This is a genomic window from Methanoculleus sp. (assembly GCF_030019085.1).
In the GTDB taxonomy this organism is placed as follows: Archaea; Halobacteriota; Methanomicrobia; order Methanomicrobiales; family Methanoculleaceae; genus Methanoculleus.
The window spans coordinates 48,958-68,619 of record NZ_JASEFJ010000005.1 but is presented as its reverse complement, the minus strand read 5'-3'; the positions used below and the strand labels follow the sequence as shown (position 1 = coordinate 68,619).

Annotated in this window: 23 protein-coding genes; 13 read left to right on the top strand and 10 right to left on the bottom strand. The window is 58.8% G+C overall.

Annotated features, from left to right (window positions below):
• The first annotated feature begins 2 nt into the window (after window positions 1-2).
• Genes pstB through QMC91_RS04010 form a run of 4 tightly spaced genes read left to right on the top strand, consistent with a single transcriptional unit; the run spans window position 3 to window position 3,280 of the window.
• Complete coding sequence (gene pstB, locus QMC91_RS04025; RefSeq protein WP_300235676.1) at window positions 3-764, top strand: phosphate ABC transporter ATP-binding protein PstB; 762 nt, start codon at window positions 3-5, stop codon at window positions 762-764.
• A gap of 7 nt (window positions 765-771) precedes the next feature.
• A complete protein-coding gene (gene phoU / locus QMC91_RS04020; protein ID WP_300235673.1) occupies window positions 772-1,422 on the top strand; it encodes a phosphate signaling complex protein PhoU in 651 nt (216 codons plus the stop codon).
• Between the two features lie 40 nt (window positions 1,423-1,462).
• Entirely contained in the window at window positions 1,463-1,792 is a 330-nt protein-coding gene (locus tag QMC91_RS04015) for a hypothetical protein (RefSeq protein WP_300235670.1), read from the top strand.
• Between the two features lie 18 nt (window positions 1,793-1,810).
• Window positions 1,811-3,280 (top strand): RNB domain-containing ribonuclease, encoded by a 1,470-nt coding sequence (locus tag QMC91_RS04010; protein WP_300235667.1) that lies wholly within the window; start codon window positions 1,811-1,813, stop codon window positions 3,278-3,280.
• Window positions 3,281-3,454: 174 nt separating this feature from the next.
• Here QMC91_RS04010 and QMC91_RS04005 read toward each other — a convergent pair whose 3' ends face one another.
• Window positions 3,455-3,808 (bottom strand): glutamine synthetase, encoded by a 354-nt coding sequence (locus QMC91_RS04005; RefSeq protein WP_300235664.1) that lies wholly within the window; start codon window positions 3,806-3,808, stop codon window positions 3,455-3,457.
• 330 nt (window positions 3,809-4,138) lie between these two features.
• Here QMC91_RS04005 and QMC91_RS04000 point away from each other — a divergent pair, with 330 nt between their 5' ends.
• The gene (locus QMC91_RS04000) at window positions 4,139-4,579 is read left to right on the top strand and encodes a DUF61 family protein (protein WP_300235662.1); all 441 of its coding nucleotides are present in this window, start codon (window positions 4,139-4,141) and stop codon (window positions 4,577-4,579) included.
• Window positions 4,580-4,616: 37 nt separating this feature from the next.
• On the opposite strand, the gene QMC91_RS03995 is transcribed toward QMC91_RS04000, so the two are convergent.
• Entirely contained in the window at window positions 4,617-5,192 is a 576-nt protein-coding gene (locus QMC91_RS03995; protein ID WP_300235659.1) for a hypothetical protein, read from the bottom strand.
• 130 nt (window positions 5,193-5,322) lie between these two features.
• Here QMC91_RS03995 and QMC91_RS03990 point away from each other — a divergent pair, with 130 nt between their 5' ends.
• Window positions 5,323-6,009: a SprT family zinc-dependent metalloprotease gene (locus QMC91_RS03990; RefSeq protein ID WP_300235657.1), complete on the top strand. Its 687-nt coding sequence runs from the start codon at window positions 5,323-5,325 to the stop codon at window positions 6,007-6,009.
• A 214-nt stretch (window positions 6,010-6,223) separates the two neighbouring features.
• Here QMC91_RS03990 and QMC91_RS03985 read toward each other — a convergent pair whose 3' ends face one another.
• The 4 genes from QMC91_RS03985 to QMC91_RS03970 all read right to left on the bottom strand — a co-directional run bounded on the left by QMC91_RS03985 (window position 6,224) and on the right by QMC91_RS03970 (window position 9,267).
• Window positions 6,224-6,904 carry a small multi-drug export protein gene (locus tag QMC91_RS03985; protein ID WP_300235654.1) on the bottom strand — a complete coding sequence of 227 codons (681 nt, stop codon included), beginning with the start codon at window positions 6,902-6,904 and terminating at the stop codon, window positions 6,224-6,226.
• A gap of 39 nt (window positions 6,905-6,943) precedes the next feature.
• Window positions 6,944-7,396 (bottom strand): FAD synthase, encoded by a 453-nt coding sequence (locus tag QMC91_RS03980; RefSeq protein ID WP_300235651.1) that lies wholly within the window; start codon window positions 7,394-7,396, stop codon window positions 6,944-6,946.
• Entirely contained in the window at window positions 7,393-7,764 is a 372-nt protein-coding gene (locus QMC91_RS03975) for a Mov34/MPN/PAD-1 family protein (protein ID WP_300235648.1), read from the bottom strand. The genes QMC91_RS03980 and QMC91_RS03975 overlap by 4 nt, the downstream gene beginning before the upstream one ends.
• A 78-nt stretch (window positions 7,765-7,842) precedes the next feature.
• Window positions 7,843-9,267: a dihydropteroate synthase-like protein gene (locus tag QMC91_RS03970; protein ID WP_300235645.1), complete on the bottom strand. Its 1,425-nt coding sequence runs from the start codon at window positions 9,265-9,267 to the stop codon at window positions 7,843-7,845.
• 43 nt (window positions 9,268-9,310) lie between these two features.
• On the opposite strand from QMC91_RS03970, the gene QMC91_RS03965 reads away from it, so the two are divergent.
• The 6 genes from QMC91_RS03965 (at window position 9,311) to QMC91_RS03940 (ending at window position 13,635) form a co-directional block, all read left to right on the top strand.
• The gene (locus tag QMC91_RS03965; protein ID WP_300235642.1) at window positions 9,311-9,976 is read left to right on the top strand and encodes a PHP domain-containing protein; all 666 of its coding nucleotides are present in this window, start codon (window positions 9,311-9,313) and stop codon (window positions 9,974-9,976) included.
• On the top strand, window positions 9,973-10,776 hold the full coding sequence (truA, locus tag QMC91_RS03960; RefSeq protein WP_300235639.1) for a tRNA pseudouridine(38-40) synthase TruA: 804 nt from the start codon (window positions 9,973-9,975) through the stop codon (window positions 10,774-10,776). The genes QMC91_RS03965 and truA overlap by 4 nt, the downstream gene beginning before the upstream one ends.
• 76 nt (window positions 10,777-10,852) lie before the next feature.
• Window positions 10,853-11,767, top strand: a complete 915-nt coding sequence (locus QMC91_RS03955; protein ID WP_300235636.1) for a thiamine pyrophosphate-dependent enzyme — start codon at window positions 10,853-10,855, stop codon at window positions 11,765-11,767.
• A complete protein-coding gene (locus QMC91_RS03950; RefSeq protein ID WP_300235633.1) occupies window positions 11,761-12,873 on the top strand; it encodes a transketolase C-terminal domain-containing protein in 1,113 nt (370 codons plus the stop codon). Before QMC91_RS03955 ends, QMC91_RS03950 begins: the two co-directional genes overlap by 7 nt.
• Entirely contained in the window at window positions 12,866-13,393 is a 528-nt protein-coding gene (locus QMC91_RS03945; protein ID WP_300235630.1) for a 2-oxoacid:acceptor oxidoreductase family protein, read from the top strand. Before QMC91_RS03950 ends, QMC91_RS03945 begins: the two co-directional genes overlap by 8 nt.
• Window positions 13,390-13,635 carry a 4Fe-4S binding protein gene (locus tag QMC91_RS03940; protein ID WP_300235628.1) on the top strand — a complete coding sequence of 82 codons (246 nt, stop codon included), beginning with the start codon at window positions 13,390-13,392 and terminating at the stop codon, window positions 13,633-13,635. The genes QMC91_RS03945 and QMC91_RS03940 overlap by 4 nt, the downstream gene beginning before the upstream one ends.
• Here QMC91_RS03940 and QMC91_RS03935 read toward each other — a convergent pair.
• Window positions 13,613-14,005 (bottom strand): hypothetical protein, encoded by a 393-nt coding sequence (locus QMC91_RS03935; RefSeq protein WP_300235627.1) that lies wholly within the window; start codon window positions 14,003-14,005, stop codon window positions 13,613-13,615. The two genes, QMC91_RS03940 and QMC91_RS03935, sit on opposite strands and share 23 nt — an antisense overlap.
• Window positions 14,006-14,199: 194 nt before the next feature.
• On the opposite strand from QMC91_RS03935, the gene QMC91_RS03930 reads away from it, so the two are divergent.
• Window positions 14,200-16,350 (top strand): thioredoxin domain-containing protein, encoded by a 2,151-nt coding sequence (locus tag QMC91_RS03930; protein WP_300235626.1) that lies wholly within the window; start codon window positions 14,200-14,202, stop codon window positions 16,348-16,350.
• A 14-nt stretch (window positions 16,351-16,364) separates the two neighbouring features.
• Here QMC91_RS03930 and QMC91_RS03925 read toward each other — a convergent pair whose 3' ends face one another.
• Genes QMC91_RS03925 through QMC91_RS03915 form a run of 3 tightly spaced genes read right to left on the bottom strand, consistent with a single transcriptional unit; the run spans window position 16,365 to window position 19,429 of the window.
• Window positions 16,365-17,135 carry an ABC transporter ATP-binding protein gene (locus tag QMC91_RS03925; RefSeq protein WP_300235625.1) on the bottom strand — a complete coding sequence of 257 codons (771 nt, stop codon included), beginning with the start codon at window positions 17,133-17,135 and terminating at the stop codon, window positions 16,365-16,367.
• A complete protein-coding gene (locus tag QMC91_RS03920; protein WP_300235623.1) occupies window positions 17,132-18,244 on the bottom strand; it encodes an iron ABC transporter permease in 1,113 nt (370 codons plus the stop codon). Before QMC91_RS03920 ends, QMC91_RS03925 begins: the two co-directional genes overlap by 4 nt.
• A 30-nt stretch (window positions 18,245-18,274) precedes the next feature.
• On the bottom strand, window positions 18,275-19,429 hold the full coding sequence (locus QMC91_RS03915; protein WP_300235620.1) for an iron ABC transporter substrate-binding protein: 1,155 nt from the start codon (window positions 19,427-19,429) through the stop codon (window positions 18,275-18,277).
• Between the last annotated feature and the right edge of the window lie 233 nt (window positions 19,430-19,662).

Genomic DNA, 19,662 nt, shown 5'->3' with positions numbered 1-19,662 from the left:
ACATGGATGACTCAACGATTCTAGAAACAAGAGACCTCAACCTATGGTATGGGCCTAAACAGGCCCTCCTCAATATCTCGATACGCGTCCCTAAGAACACGGTCACGGCGCTGATCGGCCCCTCGGGATGTGGTAAATCGACCCTTCTCCGGTGTTTCAACCGGATGAACGACCTCATCGACTCGGCACGAATCACCGGCCAGATCCTCTTTGAGGGGGACGACATATACGCTGATCGCACGGACGTATACACGATCCGAGAGAAGATCGGCATGGTGTTCCAGAAACCAAACCCCTTCCCAAAGAGCATCTACGAAAACGTCGCCTACGGCCCCAGGATCCACGGGGAGCGGCACAAAGAGATGCTCGACGATATCGTCGAGACCAGCTTGAGACGTGCCGCGCTCTGGGATGAGGTGAAAGACCGGCTCCACGAACCAGCACTCGCCCTCTCCGGTGGGCAACAGCAGAGGCTCTGCATCGCCCGGTCGCTTGCGGTCGAACCCCGGGTCATCCTGATGGATGAACCCTGTTCCGCCCTCGACCCCATAGCCACAGCAAAGATTGAGGACCTTATCATCAGGCTCGCCCGGGACTACACCGTCATCATAGTCACGCATAACATGCAACAGGCGGCGCGGGCCAGCGAGTATACCGGGTTCATGTATATGGGCAGGTTGGTCGAGTTTGATAGGACACAGCAGATCTTTGAGGACCCGGCAGAAGAACTGACGGAAAACTACATCACCGGGCGGTTCGGGTAGGAAGACCATGGTTGAGAAGTTTCACGGCGAACTTAGGTCTCTGAAAAGAGATGTCCTTGAGATGGGGTATCTCGCACGGGATATGCTCCAGCGGGCGGTAAAAGCGCTGGAGACCAGGGATGTGAGTATGGTCGAGTCGTTTGACCGCGACAAGAAGAGACTCGCAGATCAGGATCACGAGATAGAGCAGAAATGCCTCAGGCTCATCGCACTGTATCAGCCTGTGGCAAAGGATCTGCGAACGATCGCGACCGCGCTTAAGATGAACACCTACCTCTACCGCGTCGGCCGGTATGGAAAAGATATCGCCGTCCTGGTACCCGATCTCGTCGATACCCGGGATTCAGGCCGCCTTGCTGATATCCCGCTGATGGCAGATCTCACCATCGGAATGATCACCGATGCACTGACGGCGTTCGAGCGTGAAGACCTCTCCGTGATACAGGATATCCTGGAGAGGGAGGAGAAGGTTGATGCCCTCAGGTATGACATCCTCCGCGAGTCTCTCGACTGCATGAAGGATGACGGCGGTAGTATCACATGGTGCACGGACTGTATCATGATAGCCCGCTACCTCGAACGCTGCGGCGACCACGCCTGCAAGATCGCCGAGAAGGTGCATTACATGGTGACCGGCGAGCGGATCGAGATCCGGTAAACCACCATCCCCATCAGGTGGGTCGTGAGGGAGGATAGTCATGGGAAAGCCGTGCCAGGGGGCGGGAACAGAATTTCACAGAGAGGTTGGAGATGCACTCTGGGACACGGTATCGCTGGAGATTCGCCATTTGAGGGACGATACGTTCCCCCTCCCCTCTCTCGCGTGTCACGAATACTATCTCTCGCAAAACCCCGCCCACCTCGAGATACGGGGGGAAGAGAGAGCGGCAGCGATGCAGGACCTCCTGGAATTTCCTCCATCGTGGGATCATCTGACCACGGTAGAGCCGGAAGAAACCGGTTGGATAGCCTACTACCATAACAAACGCGGTTTGCGAGAATTTTACAGGCCATTATTTATACCCTGAGACGAATCTCTCAGAGAGATGCAGGATCAACAGCCCGTTAACCTCAAAAGCATCGCCTGGGCGGCGATGCAGCAGTACGGTTTCGTTCCGGCCTTCCCCCCATCCGTCCTCCGCGAGGTCGAGAGGCTTAAACCAAAGGTCTTCGCAGCGACCCTTGATGACCCTCGTGACCTCAGATCGCTCCTTTGGTCGTCGATCGACAATTACGATTCTAAAGACCTTGACCAGATCGAGGTCTGTGAAGAGGGGGCCGGCGGAGAGATCCGGGTTATGGTCGCGATAGCGGATGTCGACGCCTACGTCCCGAAGGGATCGGAGACCGACCACCATGCCGCCAGAAACGGGACTGCGGTCTACACTGGCGTTACGACCTTTCCGATGCTGCCCGACCGCCTCTCTGAGGGCCTGACGTCACTCCTTCCCGGCCAGGAACGTCTGGCGGTGGTCATCGAGTATACCGTTCTCCCCGACGGGGACGTTGTGCCCGGCGACGTCTACCGGGCAGTAGTTGCAAACCAGGCAAAACTCGTCTACGAGGAGATCGGCGACTGGCTGGAAGGGAGCGGCCCCGCGCCAGATATGATCCAGGAGAGACCAGACCTCATGAAACAGATCCTCCTCCAGGACAGGGCCGCAACACGGATGAAGAGTTACCGGACGGAGAGAGGGGCACTTGTCCTTGAGACCATCGAACCCGAACCGCTCGTGGAGGGTGAACGGGTGCTTGGTCTTGTCATCCAGCGGCAGAACCGCGCCCGCTGTCTGATCGAGGAGTTCATGGTCGCGGCGAACAGGACGCTGACATCGTTTCTGAACAACGCCGGTCTCCCGATGATCCACAGGGTCGTCCGCAAACCAAAGTACTGGGAGGAGATCATGGCCGTGGCGGCGGAGCGCGGGACGGCACTACCCGAAGAACCCGACGCAGAGGCTCTCACCCGTTTCCTCATACGGCAAAAAGCGGCCGACCCCGAGCGTTTCCCTGACCTCTCACTTACCGTCATAAAACTCATGGGAGCAGGTGAGTACGTGACGTTTCGGCCCGGGGAAGAACCTATCGGTCACTTCGCCCTCGCTGTCACTGACTACACCCACGGCACCGCACCAAACCGGCGTTACGTCGATATCGTCATTCAGCGGCTGGTAAAATCCGTGCTCACCGGTGAACTCGAACCGCCCTACACCCCGGAAGAACTCGACGAACTCGCTGCCTGGCTTACTGGCCGGGACAAGGCAGCTCAGAAGGTCGAGCGCTTCGTCCGGAAGGCAGCAGCGGCGGTCCTCCTCAGGGAACGGATCGGTGAGACCTTTGAGGCGTTTGTCACCGGTGCCTCGGATAAGGGGACTTATGTCCGGCTGATCGACCCGCCGGCCGAAGGAAAGGTTGTCCTCGGGGAACGGGGCCTGCGGGTCGGCCAGAGGATACGTGTCCGCCTGCTGGCAGTCGACCCCTATAAGGGTTACATCGATTTCGGGTATATCCGGTAAAAGAAAATGGGGTTTATCTTGCGGGGAGGGTGAAAGGGGCAGAGCGAGAAGCCCCCCTTCGGGGAGGTAGTTCACGTCGCCCTGTCCAGATGGACGTCCACCTGCGGGAATGGGATCTCTATACCAGCGTTCCTGAAAGCCCCGAGAATCCCACGGGTTAGATCCCACTTCACTCTAGAAAGAACAGAGGATCTCAAGCGTCGGCACTTCGGCAAACGGGCTCATGAACGCTGTGCGGTAACGGGGGATCACGTAGAGGTCGCTGCTCCCGGCCTCTATAAAAGAGAAGAGGTTACTGCCGTCTACGCGCTCACCGTCAGAGAGGATGGTATCGAGGTGCTCACGCGAGGTGATGACAAAGTTGAGGGTCTTGAGTTTGCCATCCTCTGCAGCATACCGGAAGTTGATCATCTCAACACCGTTCGCCTCGCAAAAACAGATGATATCCTCTTTTGTAAATTCAGCTGGATCTTTCTTGAGAAAGCGTACCAGCATGTTCGGGTTCATAATGACCTCAGAATCTTTCATCTTTTGTATCGTTGTATTTGACCGTATAAAAAGAAATATCTTCACGCTCCGTTACCGCGGTCATCCGGGTTAAACCCCTGTTCTGGGCTTTAAAGGCAATTACAAGGGTTATATCCCGGCTTGCGCCTGCCACGAGCAGGACAGGATACCTCACGTGAACAGCGGCGGGATCACGTCGCCGAGGAGTGCCAGAACCAAAGTTCAGGCCCGGGGCCTCTCATTCATGGAAGCCCGCGGATTTATCCTGTCGGGAAGAGAGGGCGAGTTATATATCAGATGAGATGAGAGGGCTTATCAGTAGAACCGGATGAGCGAACACTCAGAGGGAGCATGATACTGATGCCCGGGCGACCGTCATCTGGCGAGGAGTCGACACTCCTACGATGGATGCGCTTTGAGATCGGCAGGATCAACAACGGCGTTGCTGCGGAACGTAAACACCTCTCAACCCTGCTCTCAGAGGATAAACCATCGTCCGTCACAAAAGGAGGAGACCTTTATGAGTTCGACCGCGACGTCCTTCTCAGACTGGAAAAGGCGCTCCCCGCCGAACTGCAGCGTAGGCTCAGGCTCCCGATCCTCTTCTACTTCGACTCAACAGTTCCTGACAGTCTCTTTCTTGCAGACGATGCTGCGGTAGAGGCACTCCAGCATCTGGGGGAGATCAGCCATCTCCGGCGGATGCATGAGGGCCGGGTATGGATCGCAAAACCCCTTGTCTATGCCATAGTGGGTAGGTATCCAACGGTAATACAGATCGTGATGAGATAGCAGCAGGCAAACGCCAACCGGACGAACCATCCCGGGATCACTCCCCTTTTTTCGTGACCCGCCTCCGGAACCTCTCGACCAGCGGGCGGGTCAAATCGTCCATCTGCCGGTCGAAGTAGTCCACCCATTCTGCAACCAGTGCAAGGTGCCTCTTCTGTTCAGAGAGTCGTTCCTCCAGATCATCGATGGCTTTCCGGAGTTGAGCGGTCTCGCTGGCCCTCTCCTGGCGTTCACGATCGAGTTCCTCAGCCAGGCGCGCGATCCGGCGTTCCTGCATGGCAAGCGTATCCCGCATCACCCCGAGATCTATGACCACCTCGGGGGGGAGCGAGGCGGCGGCAGGACCGATCTCTTCTGTCGGCCCTTCTTCCGGTGCGGCCGATCTCTTCCCGGACTTTACCTCCTGCGTGATCTCCTCCGGTGAAAGCCCTTTCCCGGATAGTTCCGCCAGTTCCCTGACGATCTTGACCGCTCTTTGAGGAAACAGCCTGACCCGGCCTATCGTCCGGTAGGTAAAGAGACTCTCGTAGGTCTGAATTAGGCTCCGGACGTCCTGCTCCGTGAGCCCAGTAAGTTGAGCTATATCGCCGATCTTGAGTTCCTTCTCGTTCATGGTCGCTACCGTCCTTCCGCAACCCGCCCGCATCTTCGAGCGGGAAACCCCATGTAGCTCTTTGTCATCATCAGGTATAGGTACGTGCCGGATCAGGTTTTTTCCCTCCAGACATCCCAATAACGCCTGCATGAAACGGAAAGAGGAGGGAAGCATCCCCGGGGGAGATGTGACCGTCGTTCGCAAAAGGGTACGCGCAGCTCGCCTCCAGGTGCAGCCAGACGGAAACCTGCGCGTTGTCGCACCGCCGTCGTTTGACGTCGATGGGTTCCTGCAGCGTAATGCCAGCTGGATCGAGAGGCGGCGCGAAGAACTCGACCGACTGGCCGCAGAAGGGTGCGGGCGGGAGGAACTGCTTCTCCTCCACGGACGGTTCCACCACCTGCTCGCTGGCGCGCGGTTCGCAATCGAGACCACCGGGGAGACCGTCACCTGCCCGTCCATACGGGATCTGAGGCAAAACCTCACCTCGCTCCTGATGGAGGAGGTCACAGAGAGGATTGAGGCCCATCCGGACTCCCTCAGCCATAAGGTTGGCCGGATCACGATCAAGATGCAGAGAACGCGGTGGGGGAGCTGCTCGACGCTCAACAACCTGAACTTCAACCTCCGGGTAATAGCCCTCCCGGATTCGCTGCGCGACTACATTGTCATCCACGAGGTTGCCCACCTGCGCGAGCAGAACCACTCGCAGAGGTTCTGGCGTCTGGTCGCAGACAGCTACCCCGACTATCGGGAGGCGGAAGCCGAACTGCGACGTTACTGGGTCATCATCGAGCGGAACGGGGTCTGGAAGAGGTTGCAGGATAGCGTCTAACTCGACCGATCTTTCTCCGCTTCTCGATCGGAGACCGTCAAACCAATACCTTCAGGCCCCTCCCCGATCCGTATCCGGGAGTGCATCTCCGGCGTCCGGGTGAAATCGCGTCTACGCCATGGCACGGTTCTCTCTCACTCCCCGCCATCGGTGAACGGGTTTGCAAGAAGAGCCTGTCACCATTTCTGCGAGATCTCGAGCCGGGGGGCCGCACTCAGGCTTCCGCCTCCGGCCTTTGATAGTAGTTCCGGTAGGCCACAAGAAGCGTGGCCCCGATCAGAAGGAAGACGGCAATCGAGACCAGAAACCCGGCTCCTGGCGGGATCAGGTTTACAACCCAGTCAATGCCGAGAGCGATTGCATAACTCCCGATAACAGCGCCGATGACGATACAGGAGAGGACCTCCGCCTTGGTCATCCCGAGCATCCGCCCAACAACGGATCCAACTATACTCCCCGAACCGTCAAAGGGAAGCGCCACAAAAGCTATGAGCCCGACAAAGTAGAGCCTCTCAAGCCATGGCTTCCTGTCAAGAAACGACCTCCCCGCCTCCACAAACCGACTGATCCAGGGGCCGACACGAGGTATGCGCAGGACCAGCGGGAAGTTCCAGGCCATGAAAAGCCCGCCGGCGAAGTCCAGGAAGACGATGGTGAACGCAGTCAGCCACCAGGGGATCCCCCCCAGGATACAGAGAGGTATGATCGACTCGCGACCAAGCGGCGGGACAACATAGGCGACCATCATAACGAAGAGAAAGAACCAGCCTTCAACCGGTAGTAAGAACCAGACGACAACGAGAAAGAGACCGCAGAGCAGGAACGGAACCAGGACTCTCAACACGTTCGTCCGCTCATCGGCATCGTCATCGCCCAATATCTCAATCTGTCGCATGAACCGACGTCACCTGCTGGTGCTCTCTCGAAGGCGGGATCACCCCTCCCTGCCATGACACCCCGGGTCGCTGCTCAAATACCGGGTGTTCAGGATACGCTCGATTATCTTTGATGAACTGGCAAGCGAGCCAGAATAAGCGGATATCCGGACTACTTCGGCATCGAGTCCACGCTCCCGCAGGTTCTGGCGGAGACGTTTCTCATCGAAGTGCTGGTTAAACCCGAGCGTGATAATATCTGGCCGGATCTCCGCTATCGGCCTGAACATGTCATGCAGATCGCCAGGGACCGCATGATCCACCGGTTTCAGTGCCGCAACCATCCGGAGTCTCTGGTCCTCCGGGATGATCGGTTTTGGCTTATGCTTAACGTTCGCATCCCGCGCCACTATCACATAGAGTTCGTCGCCGAGTTTCCGGGACTCCTCCAGGTAGTAGAGGTGTCCGGGATGGAGGATGTCAAAAGTCCCGGTCGCGACCACACGGATCATCCAACCACCTCCAGGTCCGCAACGCTCCCGTCCGCGCGGTAACACCGCCAGTCTGCCTGGGTGTAGGGGTGGCCGATGATGATATGGTAGCGTCCCACCGAGGGGAAGAACCTGAGATCCGCCGATGAGGGGGATAGGACGCCGTTCGGGTGGCTGTGGGCGCTGCCGGCCTGATGGGTATCCAGCGGAAGCATATCGATGAAGAACGAGGCGCTCTCCCCCCCAACGATGGTGCCGGGCACAAGATCGAGATCGCTGATTACACCGTTCCGCTCCCGCAAAACCGCAAGAAACTCGTTTGGATGGTGTTGCCGCCCGAGTTCAAAGAGTATCGCAAGCAGATCCCTGCTGATCCCGCGTATGGCCATTCTTACAGACTGGTGGGAATGGAGGGAACATAAGCCCTCGCGTCAGGCATAGATACCCCGATCTGCCCTCTCACCATTTCAGAACGGCCCGTCCTGTTCGAAACTCCGGCCAAACCTGATGGCAAGTTCCGCTTTATAAAGTTCTTTACCGAGGTATGCGGCGTGGTCAAGTCGGGAGAGACTCCCGTTTAAGAGTAGCGTGTAGAAGACGTCCTCCCAGCACTCCCCCCTCACGGCGCGGCCCCGGTGAACTGCGACGATGGAGTCACCCTCGACCCCGATCCGGATACACCCCAGCGGGTCGTAGACTGTCTCATCCGGCGCAGAAACCGCGTCCACGAAGCTCTCATATTCCAGCGGCGGTTCTCGGCGGCGGCGTTTCTCTTTCAAGATGAGGAGATCGAGTCCCAGATCTTTCGGATACGGCCGGTCGGTCATAAGAGCCATCATCTCAGTCGCCCGGCGCATCTCCGCCACAGAACCCTGCGTCTTGTCGCTATGCTCACTTGTAAAGATGACCGCGGCCCCAATCTCGCGCGCCATCCCGGCGAGCAGAGCGTTTGCTCCCGGGGAATCGGCATCCAGCAGCTCCACAACGTTTCCAGCCCCGAAAAAGAGAGGACGAGGGGCATCAGAGAATCTGGCGAGCGATCCTGTCAGTCCCGAACCCACAGGCTGGAGCAGGGGGTCGGCGATCAGGTAACGGATCCCGGCCTCCCTCGCGGCAGAAAGGTTCTCCGCGAGCGTTCGCTCACGCGGCACCACAACCGCGGCCGCTCCGGCATCCGCAACCGCCCCCCCGATGAGGGGTATGTTTCCCTCGTGCAGGGAGAGAACCATGTCGGCACGGTTGAGCGCCGCCTTGATGAGATCCGGATCCTGCGTGTCTACCGCCAGCGGGGCTTCAACCCCGGCAAGGGACGAGAAACACCGCCGGACATCCTCTGCCGTCGCATCGAAACCAAACCCCAGGTCGACGATATCCGCCCCGGCCGCAAAGAACCGCAGGACGTCTGCTAAAAGGTTGTCACGCCTGTGCGCGTCCATGATCTCCGCAAGCACCTTCATCCTCGAATTGCCGCCGATCTTCAGACCGCGGATGACGAAATCCGGTTCCGCCTCCGCTTCGAGGCGCGCCACATGCCGGTAGGCTTCCTCACGCCGCCTCTCAGCCAGGAACTCATCGGCGGGCAGAGTCCGGGAGAGGGTGATCGTATCAAGTAACGGGAGGATCAGCCCCAGATCGGCCGCGTGTCGCGGCCCACGGTATATGGGTACACCGGTCTCGCGCTCGATATCGGCAAACGAGGCGGTGCACATCCCGGAGACAATAACCATATCGTAGTCACCACCGGCAAGCAGTCTCCGGAGATCTCCGGGGGATAGGAACGCCGCAATCTCACCGGTGACCACCACATCCATCTCGTGGCGGCCGGCAAACCGCTCGGCCGCCACTTTCACAATCCCGGCTGTTGCCGCACCGGTAGGGAGGAGAATGCGCATACACTTCAATTATTATTCCGGGGGTGACAAATAATCTGATCTCATGCTGCGGTGCGATCTGCATATCCACACCCGGTTCTCCAGGGACGGAGAGAGCAGTGTGGAAGAAATCCTCCAGCAGGCGGAGAGGATTGGTCTTGATGCCGTCGCGATCACAGACCACGACACGGTGGAAGGCGCTCTCTACGCCATGGAGTGCGACACGCCTCTGACCGTGATACCCGGCACCGAGATCTCGACTCAACAAGGTCACCTCCTCGCCCTGGGCATCACAGAACCCCCTCCCGCAGGGCGCGACTTCTTCGAGACCGTTGCCCTGGCCCGTTCGAGGGGGGCTCTCCTGATCCTCCCGCACCCATACCACCGCTGGCGCCACGGAGTCGGGAGGAGACTTGCAGCAGGTGTAGAGGCGGTTGACGCGGTGGAGGTCTTCAACAGCCGCTACATAACGGGCTCGGCAAACCGAAAAGCCGCCCTCATAGCACGGCAGTTCGGGAAACCCGGCGTTGCAGGGAGCGACGCCCACAACGCCCGTTATGTTGGATTTGGGGTCACCTATGTAGTGGCCGAACCGGATGCGGCCTCCATCATCTCCGCGATCCGGGAGGGACGGACAATGGCGAGCGGCAGGATGACACCGCTCCACACCTACACCCGCCAGTCTCTCAAAGGTGCTATCCGCAAAATTCGGCGGACGGTATACCGATGATCTACCTGGCACTGCGGTTCTCATACTTCGGTGACCGCTTCTCTGGTTCGCAGATGCAGCCCGGTATTCGGACTGTGGAGGGAGAGTTCATCGATGCCTGCAGGCGTATCCAGGTCTTCGACGACTGGCGTGAGGCAGGATTCGCAACCGCCGGGAGGACCGACCGGGGGGTGCACGCCAGGTCTCAGGTCTGCTCCTTTATGACGGATCTTCCGGAACGCGCGATCCAGGTGCTGAACCGGGTGCTCCCGGGGGACATCTGGTGTACCGGCTGGGCAGAGCCACCTGAGGGGTTCCACCCGCGATACAGCGCCAGATCCCGGACATACCGTTACTACTTCTTCCCTGCCCCGGAGATGATCAGCGCCATGCACGATGCCGCGCAGGTCTTCATCGGGCGTCACAACTTCTCGTCGTTTGCCCGGTCAAGCGACCGCGAACCTGAGCGAAAAATCCTTGCGGCACGGGTCTTTCCGGAGGGAGGTTTCGCGGTCTTTGAGGTTACAGGTGAGAGTTTCCTCTGGAACATGGTCCGGCGCATGGCAACGGTGCTTGAACGGGTGGGAAACGGCGAGTCCGATGCCGGGGAGATCGAACGGCTCCTTGCAGAACCGGCCGAACAGCGGGTCGCTGCTGCTCCGCCATGGGGGCTTATACTCTGGGATATCGACTACGGTATGACGTTTACCCCCCTCCCGATCGACGGAAAGAGCGAGCGCTACCTGGCCTCCCGCCTCCGTTACCACGCCGTCATGGCGGGGGTTGCCGACCGCCTTTCGCCGGTCGACAGGGCGGTATAACGCTCAATAGAGAGCTCACGATTTCACCACTCAACCTCTGCCAGGGAACGAGGCGCAAAAACCCTCATTACAATTGATGACAGATATAAGCAGGAGGAGTGTAACCAACTTGTCAGCGATTCCAAAGGAGGAGTACATCTACAAATGCACGTCCGCCTGTGCGGGCTGCAGCTCTTCCCTCTGTCTGCGCTACGTGCTCAAAGCCGCCGGCCCTGACTCCGTCCTGGTCGTACCAGCCTGTTGTACCAGCGTCATCCAGGGGATCTATCCTGCCACGGCAATGAACGTGCCCGTCTACAACGTGGCGTTTGCCGCGGCAGCCGCCTGCGCTTCCGGGATGAGCGAGGCGTTTGCAGCCACAGGAAGAGATACCAACGTGATCGTCTACGCAGGCGATGGCGGAACCGTCGATATCGGGATCCAGTCGCTCTCCGGGGCGTTTGAGCGGGGGGCCAACTTTCTCTACATCTGCTACGATAACGAAGCATACGGCAACACCGGGATGCAGCGCTCGGGTTCGACGCCGCTGGGGGCACGCACAACCACGACCCCGGGAGGCAAGCCCACGGCCAAGAAAGACCTCGATCGGATAGTCCAGGCACACAACCCACCCTACATGGCGACAGCCTGCAGCGCCTACCCCCTGGACCTCTACAAGAAGGTCAGGAAAGCGCTCTCGATCAAGGGTCCGAAGTTCATCCATATCCTTGCACCATGCCCACCGGGGTGGCGCTACCCCACGGAGAAGACGGTTGAGATGGGGAAACTCGCCGTGAAGACCGGGATGTGGGTACTCTACGAGCGCGAGTTCGGGAAACTCACGATCAACGGCCCCTCAAAGGCAGCGATGAGGAAACCCGAACCTCTGGAGGACTACATCAGGGGTCAGGGCAGGTTCAAGAACCTTAGTCCTGAGACCCTGGATCTGATGCGCCAGCAGGTGGAACAGAACATCCAGCGGCTTGCCCGCGAGGAGGAGGGAATATGCTGACGATCGCAACCGGCAACAGAGCGGTGGCCGAGGCTGTGAAGGCCGCTAAACCGGCTGTCATCGCCGCATACCCGATCACCCCCCAGACCGAGATCGTCGAGCAGATTGCCGAGTACGTCACCAGTGGCGACCTTGAGAGCCACTACATCCCTGTAGAGAGCGAACACTCGGCGATGGCAGCATGTATCGGGGCGAGCGTCGGGGGTGTCCGTACGTTTACTGCGACAAGTTCGCACGGTCTCCTCTACATGCACGAGATGATCCACTGGGCCGCGGGGGGGCGTCTGCCGATCGTCATGGCTAACGTCAACCGCGCCCTGGGGCCCGGGTGGAACACCTGGGCGGAGCACACCGACGCTTTCTCCCAGCGGGACACTGGCTGGTTGCAGGTCTACGTGGGAACCGTTCAAGAGGCCTATGACGCCACACTGATGGCGTTCAGGATCGCCGAGGACGAGCGCGTCCTCCTTCCGGTGATGGTCAACCTGGACGGGTTCTCGCTCAGCCACATCACGCAGTCGCTCGAGACCGAGGAGATCGGCGACTTCCTGCCCCCATACCACCTCCCGCACGCTATCGATACAGAGAAGCCACGCGGTTACGGCCCCATGACAGGGCCAGACAACTATTACCGGTTCCGATGGGATATCGAGCGCTCGATGCGCGATGCCCGGGAGGTGATCACAGAGGTCGAACGCGAGTTTGCAGACCGGTTCGGCCGCTCCTACGGTCCTACCGAAGAGTATCGGTGCGAGGATGCCGATGTCGTTGTTATTGCCCTCGGCACGTTCGGAAAAGAGGCCGAGGTGGCTGTCGACCGGCTTCGCGATGAGGGGATAAGAGCGGGATCGATGCGGCTGCGCTGGTTCAGACCGTTCCCACACCTCGATCTATCTGGCCGGGAGGTCGTGGTCATCGACCGCGACTACTCTTTCGGGTTCGGTGGCGTGGTGGCCAACTCGATCAGGGCGAAGACCGGAATCGAGCCCTACAGCGTGATCGCCGGCCTTGGGGGGCAGGAGGTCACCTACAACGATATCGCGGATTTCGTCAGAGGACGACGTCCCGGTGAGGAGACCTGGTTCGGGGTGAACAACCATGTATGAGGTCAGGATTCATTCACGGGGCGGACAGGGTGGAGTCACGGCCGCAAAACTCCTGGCCCTCGCAGCCTTCAGGGACGGGAAGCACGCAACAGCATGCCCGTTCTACGGGGCGGAACGAAGGGGGGCACCGGTGGTCTCGTTTGTCCGGATCGACGATAAACCGATCAAGGTCTACAGCCAGATCCATGAACCGGATCTGGTCATCGTTCTCGACGCGAGTATCATGGACGTGGTGGACGTCCTGGATGGATTGAAAGAGGAAGGGACTGTCCTCCTGAACTGTGCCCACCCGGTCGACGGTTGCAGGGGGACCTGTTACCACGTCGACCTTACCGGGATCGCGCTCGCACAGAACCTGGTTGTCGCGGGAAGCCCAATCCTGAACACCCCGGTACTCGGGGCGCTCGCGAAGATTGGTGTGATCACACTCCCCTCGGCGTTACAGGCGATAAGGGAGATGTTTGACGACGAAAGGAACGTGAAGGCTGCTGAAGCGGCATACAAGGAGCTGAAGGTATGAGAGAGAGACTTGCGCTCAGCAGACCGGGCGAAGCAGCGTCTGGAAAGACCGGATCGTGGCGGACGTTCCGGCCTGTGGTAGATAAGGAGGCCTGCAACGCCTGCGGGTTGTGTGCCCAGTACTGCCCCGACGGGGTTATTGACGAGGAACTTAATGTCGACCTTGAATTCTGCAAGGGTTGCGGTATCTGCGCAAACGAGTGCCCGAAAAAAGCCATCGCTATGGTGAGGGAGGAGCGTTGACCACCTCCTCATCATCGATGGGGCATTGCGCGATATACTCCAGGTTGAAGCGGTAGAAATGGGTGTAGCCGCAGTTGCGGCAACGAGTCGTGAAGTGGCCTGAACCGATCGCTAAATCGTGGGGGCCAGTGACCCCGCAATGTTTGCAGTATCCTTCGGCCTCCACGCTCCAGAGATCGTGGCGCCCGATCGGCGTAGAGATGCCGGAGATCCCGGTGTTCTCGAACCGGGGGATGAAGATCCGGGTCGCCCCGCATGCCGAACAGACCACCTGTGCCTGTGCTGAGACCGCTTTTATGATCTGATCGGCAACCTCGCCACAATGGTAGCAGCGGGTGCGGTGGCGGGTGAAGATGAACCGCTCGCTCATGCATGATACTTGAGGGGGGAGAGATAAAACCTTGCCATAGCCCCGGACAGGGCTTGCAACCTGGCACAGAGGGGCGAAGAGGTGGTTTCTTCCAACATAAGAAGGCAGCAGCGTTCCTCCTGTGAAAACCGAATTTTCGATTATATTGCCAGAAGTGGCTCACCTTTATCCGTCAGCATATGCACCTTCAGGGTATGAACCCGGCAGACCGGGACGAACCCAGGACCCCTGGTGGGGCAAGAACACCGCCCAACCGGCTGATCAACGAGAAAAGCCCTTATCTCCTGCAGCATGCCTATAACCCCGTAGACTGGTACCCGTGGGGAGAGGAGGCTTTTTCACGCGCACGACGGGAGGGAAAACCGATATTCCTCTCCATCGGCTACTCGACCTGCCACTGGTGTCACGTCATGGCAGAAGAGTCGTTTGCCGATCCTGAGGTCGCAGGGCTCTTAAACGAGACTTTTGTATGCATCAAGGTTGACCGCGAGGAACGGCCTGACATCGACCTGGTCTACATGGCCGCCGCGCAGGCGCTGACAGAGACCGTTGGCTGGCCGCTCACAATCATCATGACCCCTGACAAAAAACCATTCTTCGCGGCCAGCTACATCCCGAAAGAGAGCAGATACGGGATGACCGGACTTATAGATCTCATCCAGAGGATCAGAAGGATCTGGAAGACGCAGCGGCAGGATCTCGAGAACGCCGGCAACCTTCTGATGGAAGCGCTCCAGAACGCCTCCATCACCCCGCCGAAAGGCCGGGTGACCACGGAGGGCGCCCCCGACGAGGGCTACAACACCTTCCTCAGGCTATTTGATCAGAATAACGGGGGATTCGGGAAACCTCCCAGGTTCCCCACCCCGCATAACCTCATATTCCTGCTCAGGTACGGCTATCGCACCGGGAAGGAACCCGCATACATGATGGTCGAGAAGACGCTGCGCGCCATGCGGCAGGGCGGGATCTTCGACCAGATCGGTTACGGATTCCACCGCTACTCAACGGATGCGGAGTGGTTCGTCCCGCACTTTGAGAAGATGCTCTACGACCAGGCGCTCCTGGTTCTGGCATACACCGAGGCCTTCCTGGCTAGCGGGAGGGAAGAGTTCAAGCGAACAGCGCGGGAGACCATCACCTATGTCCTGCGGGAGATGACCGATCCTGGCGGCGGTTTTTACTCGGCAGAGGATGCCGACAGCGAGGGTAAGGAAGGGTGGTTCTACCTCTGGACGAAGGACGAGATCCTGGCACTCCTGGGCCCGGAGGACGGGGAAAGGTTATCGAGGATCTTCGGTGTAACCGGGCCGGGGAACTACCTGGAACTGCCCGGAGGTAAGAGAACTGGCAGAAACATCCTCCGCCTGCACCGTCCCCTTTCAGCCCTGGCAGAGGATCTCGAAACCACAGAAGAGGAACTGGCCGGGTTCGTGGAAGAGGCCAGGCAGAAACTCTTTGCTGTTCGAGAGCGGCGCATCCACCCGGCGAAGGATGACAAGATCCTGACCGACTGGAACGCTCTCATGATCGCTGCCCTTGCAAGAGCCGCACGGGTCTTTGACGACCAGGAATACCTGACAGCGGCGGAGAGGGCGACCGCGTTCGTCCTCAGCAACCTCCGTCGGCCTGATGGGAGACTCCTTCACCGCTACAGGCAGGGAGAGGCAGGTCTTACGGCAACTCTCGATGACTACGCGTTCATGCTCCTGGCGCTAATCGAGGACTACGAGGCCTCTTTCTCCCCGAAATACCTCCAGGCCGCACTCGAACTCGCAAACGATCTCATCGAACACTATCAGGATGGTGACCATGGTGGATTCTTCTTTGTCCCGGATGACGCCGACACCCCCGTCCGCCAGAAACCGATCTACGATGGAGCGATCCCCTCCGGCAACAGCGCGGCCATGTACGCACTCTATCTACTGGGACGGACGACGGCGAAGATCGAACTTGAGAAGACAGCGGAGAGGGTACACCGCGCCTTTGCCGGGCCGGTCACCAGATCGCCTGCGGCGTGCCCATCGTTCCTCACCGGGGTTGAGTTAATGAATGGAGAGAAGACCGAGGTGGTCATCACCGGGGTTCCAGGAGCGGAGGACACAGTGGCGATGACCCGGAAGATCTACTCGCACTACATACCCGGTCTCGTCGTCATACTCCGCCCCTCCGATGAAGAGACCCCGAAGATCGCGGATATAGCCGGGTTTACACGTGATATGGTGACGATCGGTGGCAGGGCAACAGCTTACGTCTGCACCAACCATGCCTGCAATCTCCCGACGACCGATCCAGATGAGATGCTACAACTTACAGGAAGGGGCAGGAAGAACGCGACGACCTAGCGGTAAACCCGGGGTCAGCAACCGCCACCTGGTTCCAGTGGAACCACGAGACGGTAACCGTTGTAGCGCTCAACTGTTACCGGAACACCATAGACAGCCTCGATCGTCTCCGGTGTCACCACCTCCGGGCCACCGGCGGCATGGATCATGCCATCTTTCAAGAGGAGATAGCGGTCGGCGTAACGGAGCGCCATGTTGAGGTCGTGCATCGTCATCACCGCTGCGACGTTGTGCTCTCTCGTCACCCGCCGGACGATCCCCAGGATCTCGATCTGGTTCTTGAGATCGAGGCTGCTCGTAGGTTCATCCAGGAGGAGTAACCGGGGTTCCTGGACAAGCGCTCTTGCGATACTCACCTTCTGGAGTTCCCCACCGCTCATCTCGTCAATGTAGCGGAGTGCAAGGTTCTCCAGATTGAACATCCTTAAAGCCGCCTCGACGATCCGAAGATCGTGCTCCGTCACGTCCCACCCGATATGTGGCCTTCTGCCGAGGAGGACTGCGTCGAAAACAGTCATCCGACCTGCCTCGCACCGCTGTGGAACGTAGCCGACCTTCCGTGCAATCGCCATCCGGTCAGCCTTGAGAATCTCCGAGCCTTCGATCAGGACAGACCCGGTCTTCGGTCGCAGGATGGCGTTCATGCACTTCAACAGCGTCGTCTTCCCGACTCCGTTAGGGCCAAGGATCGCGAGCACCTGGTGCGGCCACAGGTCAAACGCGATATCCTGGATCACCGGGGCACTCCGGTAATTGAATGCCACACCATCGACGTTGAGAATCATCGCCCATACCCCCGCAAGAGCAGATAGATGAAGACCGGTGCACCCAGAAACGCCGTTAGCACGGAGACAGGGAGGACGTAAGGGGCTATGATAACCCTTGCAACCGTGTCTGAGGCGAGGAGGAGGATCCCGCCCATGACGCAGGAACCAGGGATCAGGTAGCGCTGGTCGTCACCGATGATCCTTCTCACCATGTGCGGGCAGACAAGCCCCACAAACCCGATCACACCGAGGAACGAGACAATCACGGCGGATACAAGTGCCGCGACAATCATCCCTGCATCCCTGACCACCACAACGTTGACACCGAGTCCTTTCGCGGTCTCGTCACCGGCATCTATAGCGTTGTAGTTCCAGCGATTCGCGATGAAGTAGAGAGATCCCGCCAGGGTGACGAAAGCCATGATCCCGAGTTCCTGCCATGTGGCCCTACCGACGTCGCCAAACGTCCAGAAGACAACAGCGGCGAGCTGGGTATCGTCGGCGAAGTACTGGAGGAACATCGTCCCGGCCGTGAAGAGGGAGGAGAGGGCAACCCCGGCGAGCACCATCACCTCGGGAGATGTTCCCCGTATACGGGAGATAAGGAGGATCACCGCGGTGGCAAGGAGGCAGAATACGAATGCCACGATCGTCGTCAGGTAGGGGTTGTTCAGGGTGACGGCGTCGGCAACCGTTGAATGCATCTGCCCGCTGCCGAGGAGGATGACCGATACGGCTGCCCCGAATGCGCCAGCGTTCGAGATACCGAGCGTATACGGTGACCCGAGCGGGTTGCGGAGGATCGATTGCATCGCAACCCCGGCCACCGAGAGCCCGATCCCGGCAACGACCGCGGCAAGCGCCTGAGGCAGGCGGATGTTCCATACGATCCGGTCAGTGCTGGAAAGGTCGAGGGTGCCACCGGGATTGAAGAGCAGGTTTATCCGGTCGATGATGCCGTTCAGTATGGAGAGGAAGACCTCTGATACGGGGATACTCACCGCACCGACCGATATCGAGACTATCAACAGGAGGGCGAGGACGACCACCCCGCCGAGTATCCAGAGTTGCTTTCGCCGGACGTAGCCCTGGTAATCGGCGGGGATTACCCCCTTTGCAAAGTGCATCTATTCAACCACTCCTGCCCGAATCCAGTATCAGAGCGGGATCTCCGCAAATCCTAGATTCCTGTACTGGCTGTTCAGATCGCCAAAGACCGGTTTTCCGACGAAGAAAGTGTAGATCTCGTCCGCCTTCCTTTCGGGATCGATATCTGCAAACCGATCGGGATAGAGGGTCTTACCGATGAAGTAGGCGTCGGCGAGGATGGTCTCGTAGTTTGTGCTGTAATAGTTGTACGGCAAAACACCGTAGATACGACCTTCTTTCAACGCCGAAAGCCCCTGGAGCGCGGGATCGTCCCTCAGTTCCCCGATCGCACCATCGTTCTCCATCTGGACCGTTCCAAGGTCAATAAAGATGTAGCCTGGATCCCAGTCAACAAGCGCTTCCTTCGAGACGTCGGCGTGAGCAGTGCCAAGTCCGGCGGCAACGTTCTTTGCGTTAACCCAGGTAAACGGCGGGTAGGCAGGCTCGGTAGAGATGATGCCGTGGGCACCCGCCGAGGAGACGCCGCCGATGTAGACTGTCTTCTGGCTGGATGGCGGGATATCGGCCGTCCGGTTCTCAAGGTCGGCTATTGTCTCCTCTATGTAAGAGATGACTTCCTCGGCGCGATCATCTTTCCCGAGAACCATGCCCATCACACGAAGGCCAGTATACATCTCGGCCTTCTCAGCATCATTTCGAAGTGATCCATAGGGGAAGGCCACAACAGGGATACCGGTCTTCCCCTGGAGTTTGTCGGCCTCTGATGCGCTGATCGAATAGGCCGAACCGGTGGACCCGGTCTTGAAGATGACCTGAGGGTTGATGGCAAGGATCTTCTCCGGGTCGTCCTTGCCACGGAACTCGCCTATCATCGGGAGAGCCCTGAACTGCGATCCGTAGACCAGGGCATATGGACGGCCTTCGATCAACTGCTCCTCTTTCTCGATGTCATCGACACCGACAACGATGTCCTGACCCTGCAGGTAGACCAGGTAACGGAGGCACCCGGCGCCGGAACAGACGACACTTTCCGGCGGTGACGGAACAGCAACTGTCCGGCCGAGGCCGTCGGTGATCGTGATCGTCTGGCTTTCACCGGCACCCCTGATATCGGGGGCGGCGCTGTTATCGCTACACCCGGCGGCGAGAACAAGGGCCGCAAGGATTGCAACCGTCAGGCAGACTCCAGCTCGTTGCGACATAATAATATCCGTTATAATAACACAATTTATTATAGTTATCTAATTTGAATCCACCAGATATTACTAATTTTTAATTTATGATGCTTAACGAGCGGATGGTCTGCGGTCCGTGTTTCCGCCAGCGGAAAAAGACCCCCTCCAGGATGGATAACAATTATGGGCAACTGAACCAACTCCTGCAAACAGGAGAACCAGGTCATGCCGTCGGCACGACCGGCGTGTTTTGAGGGATA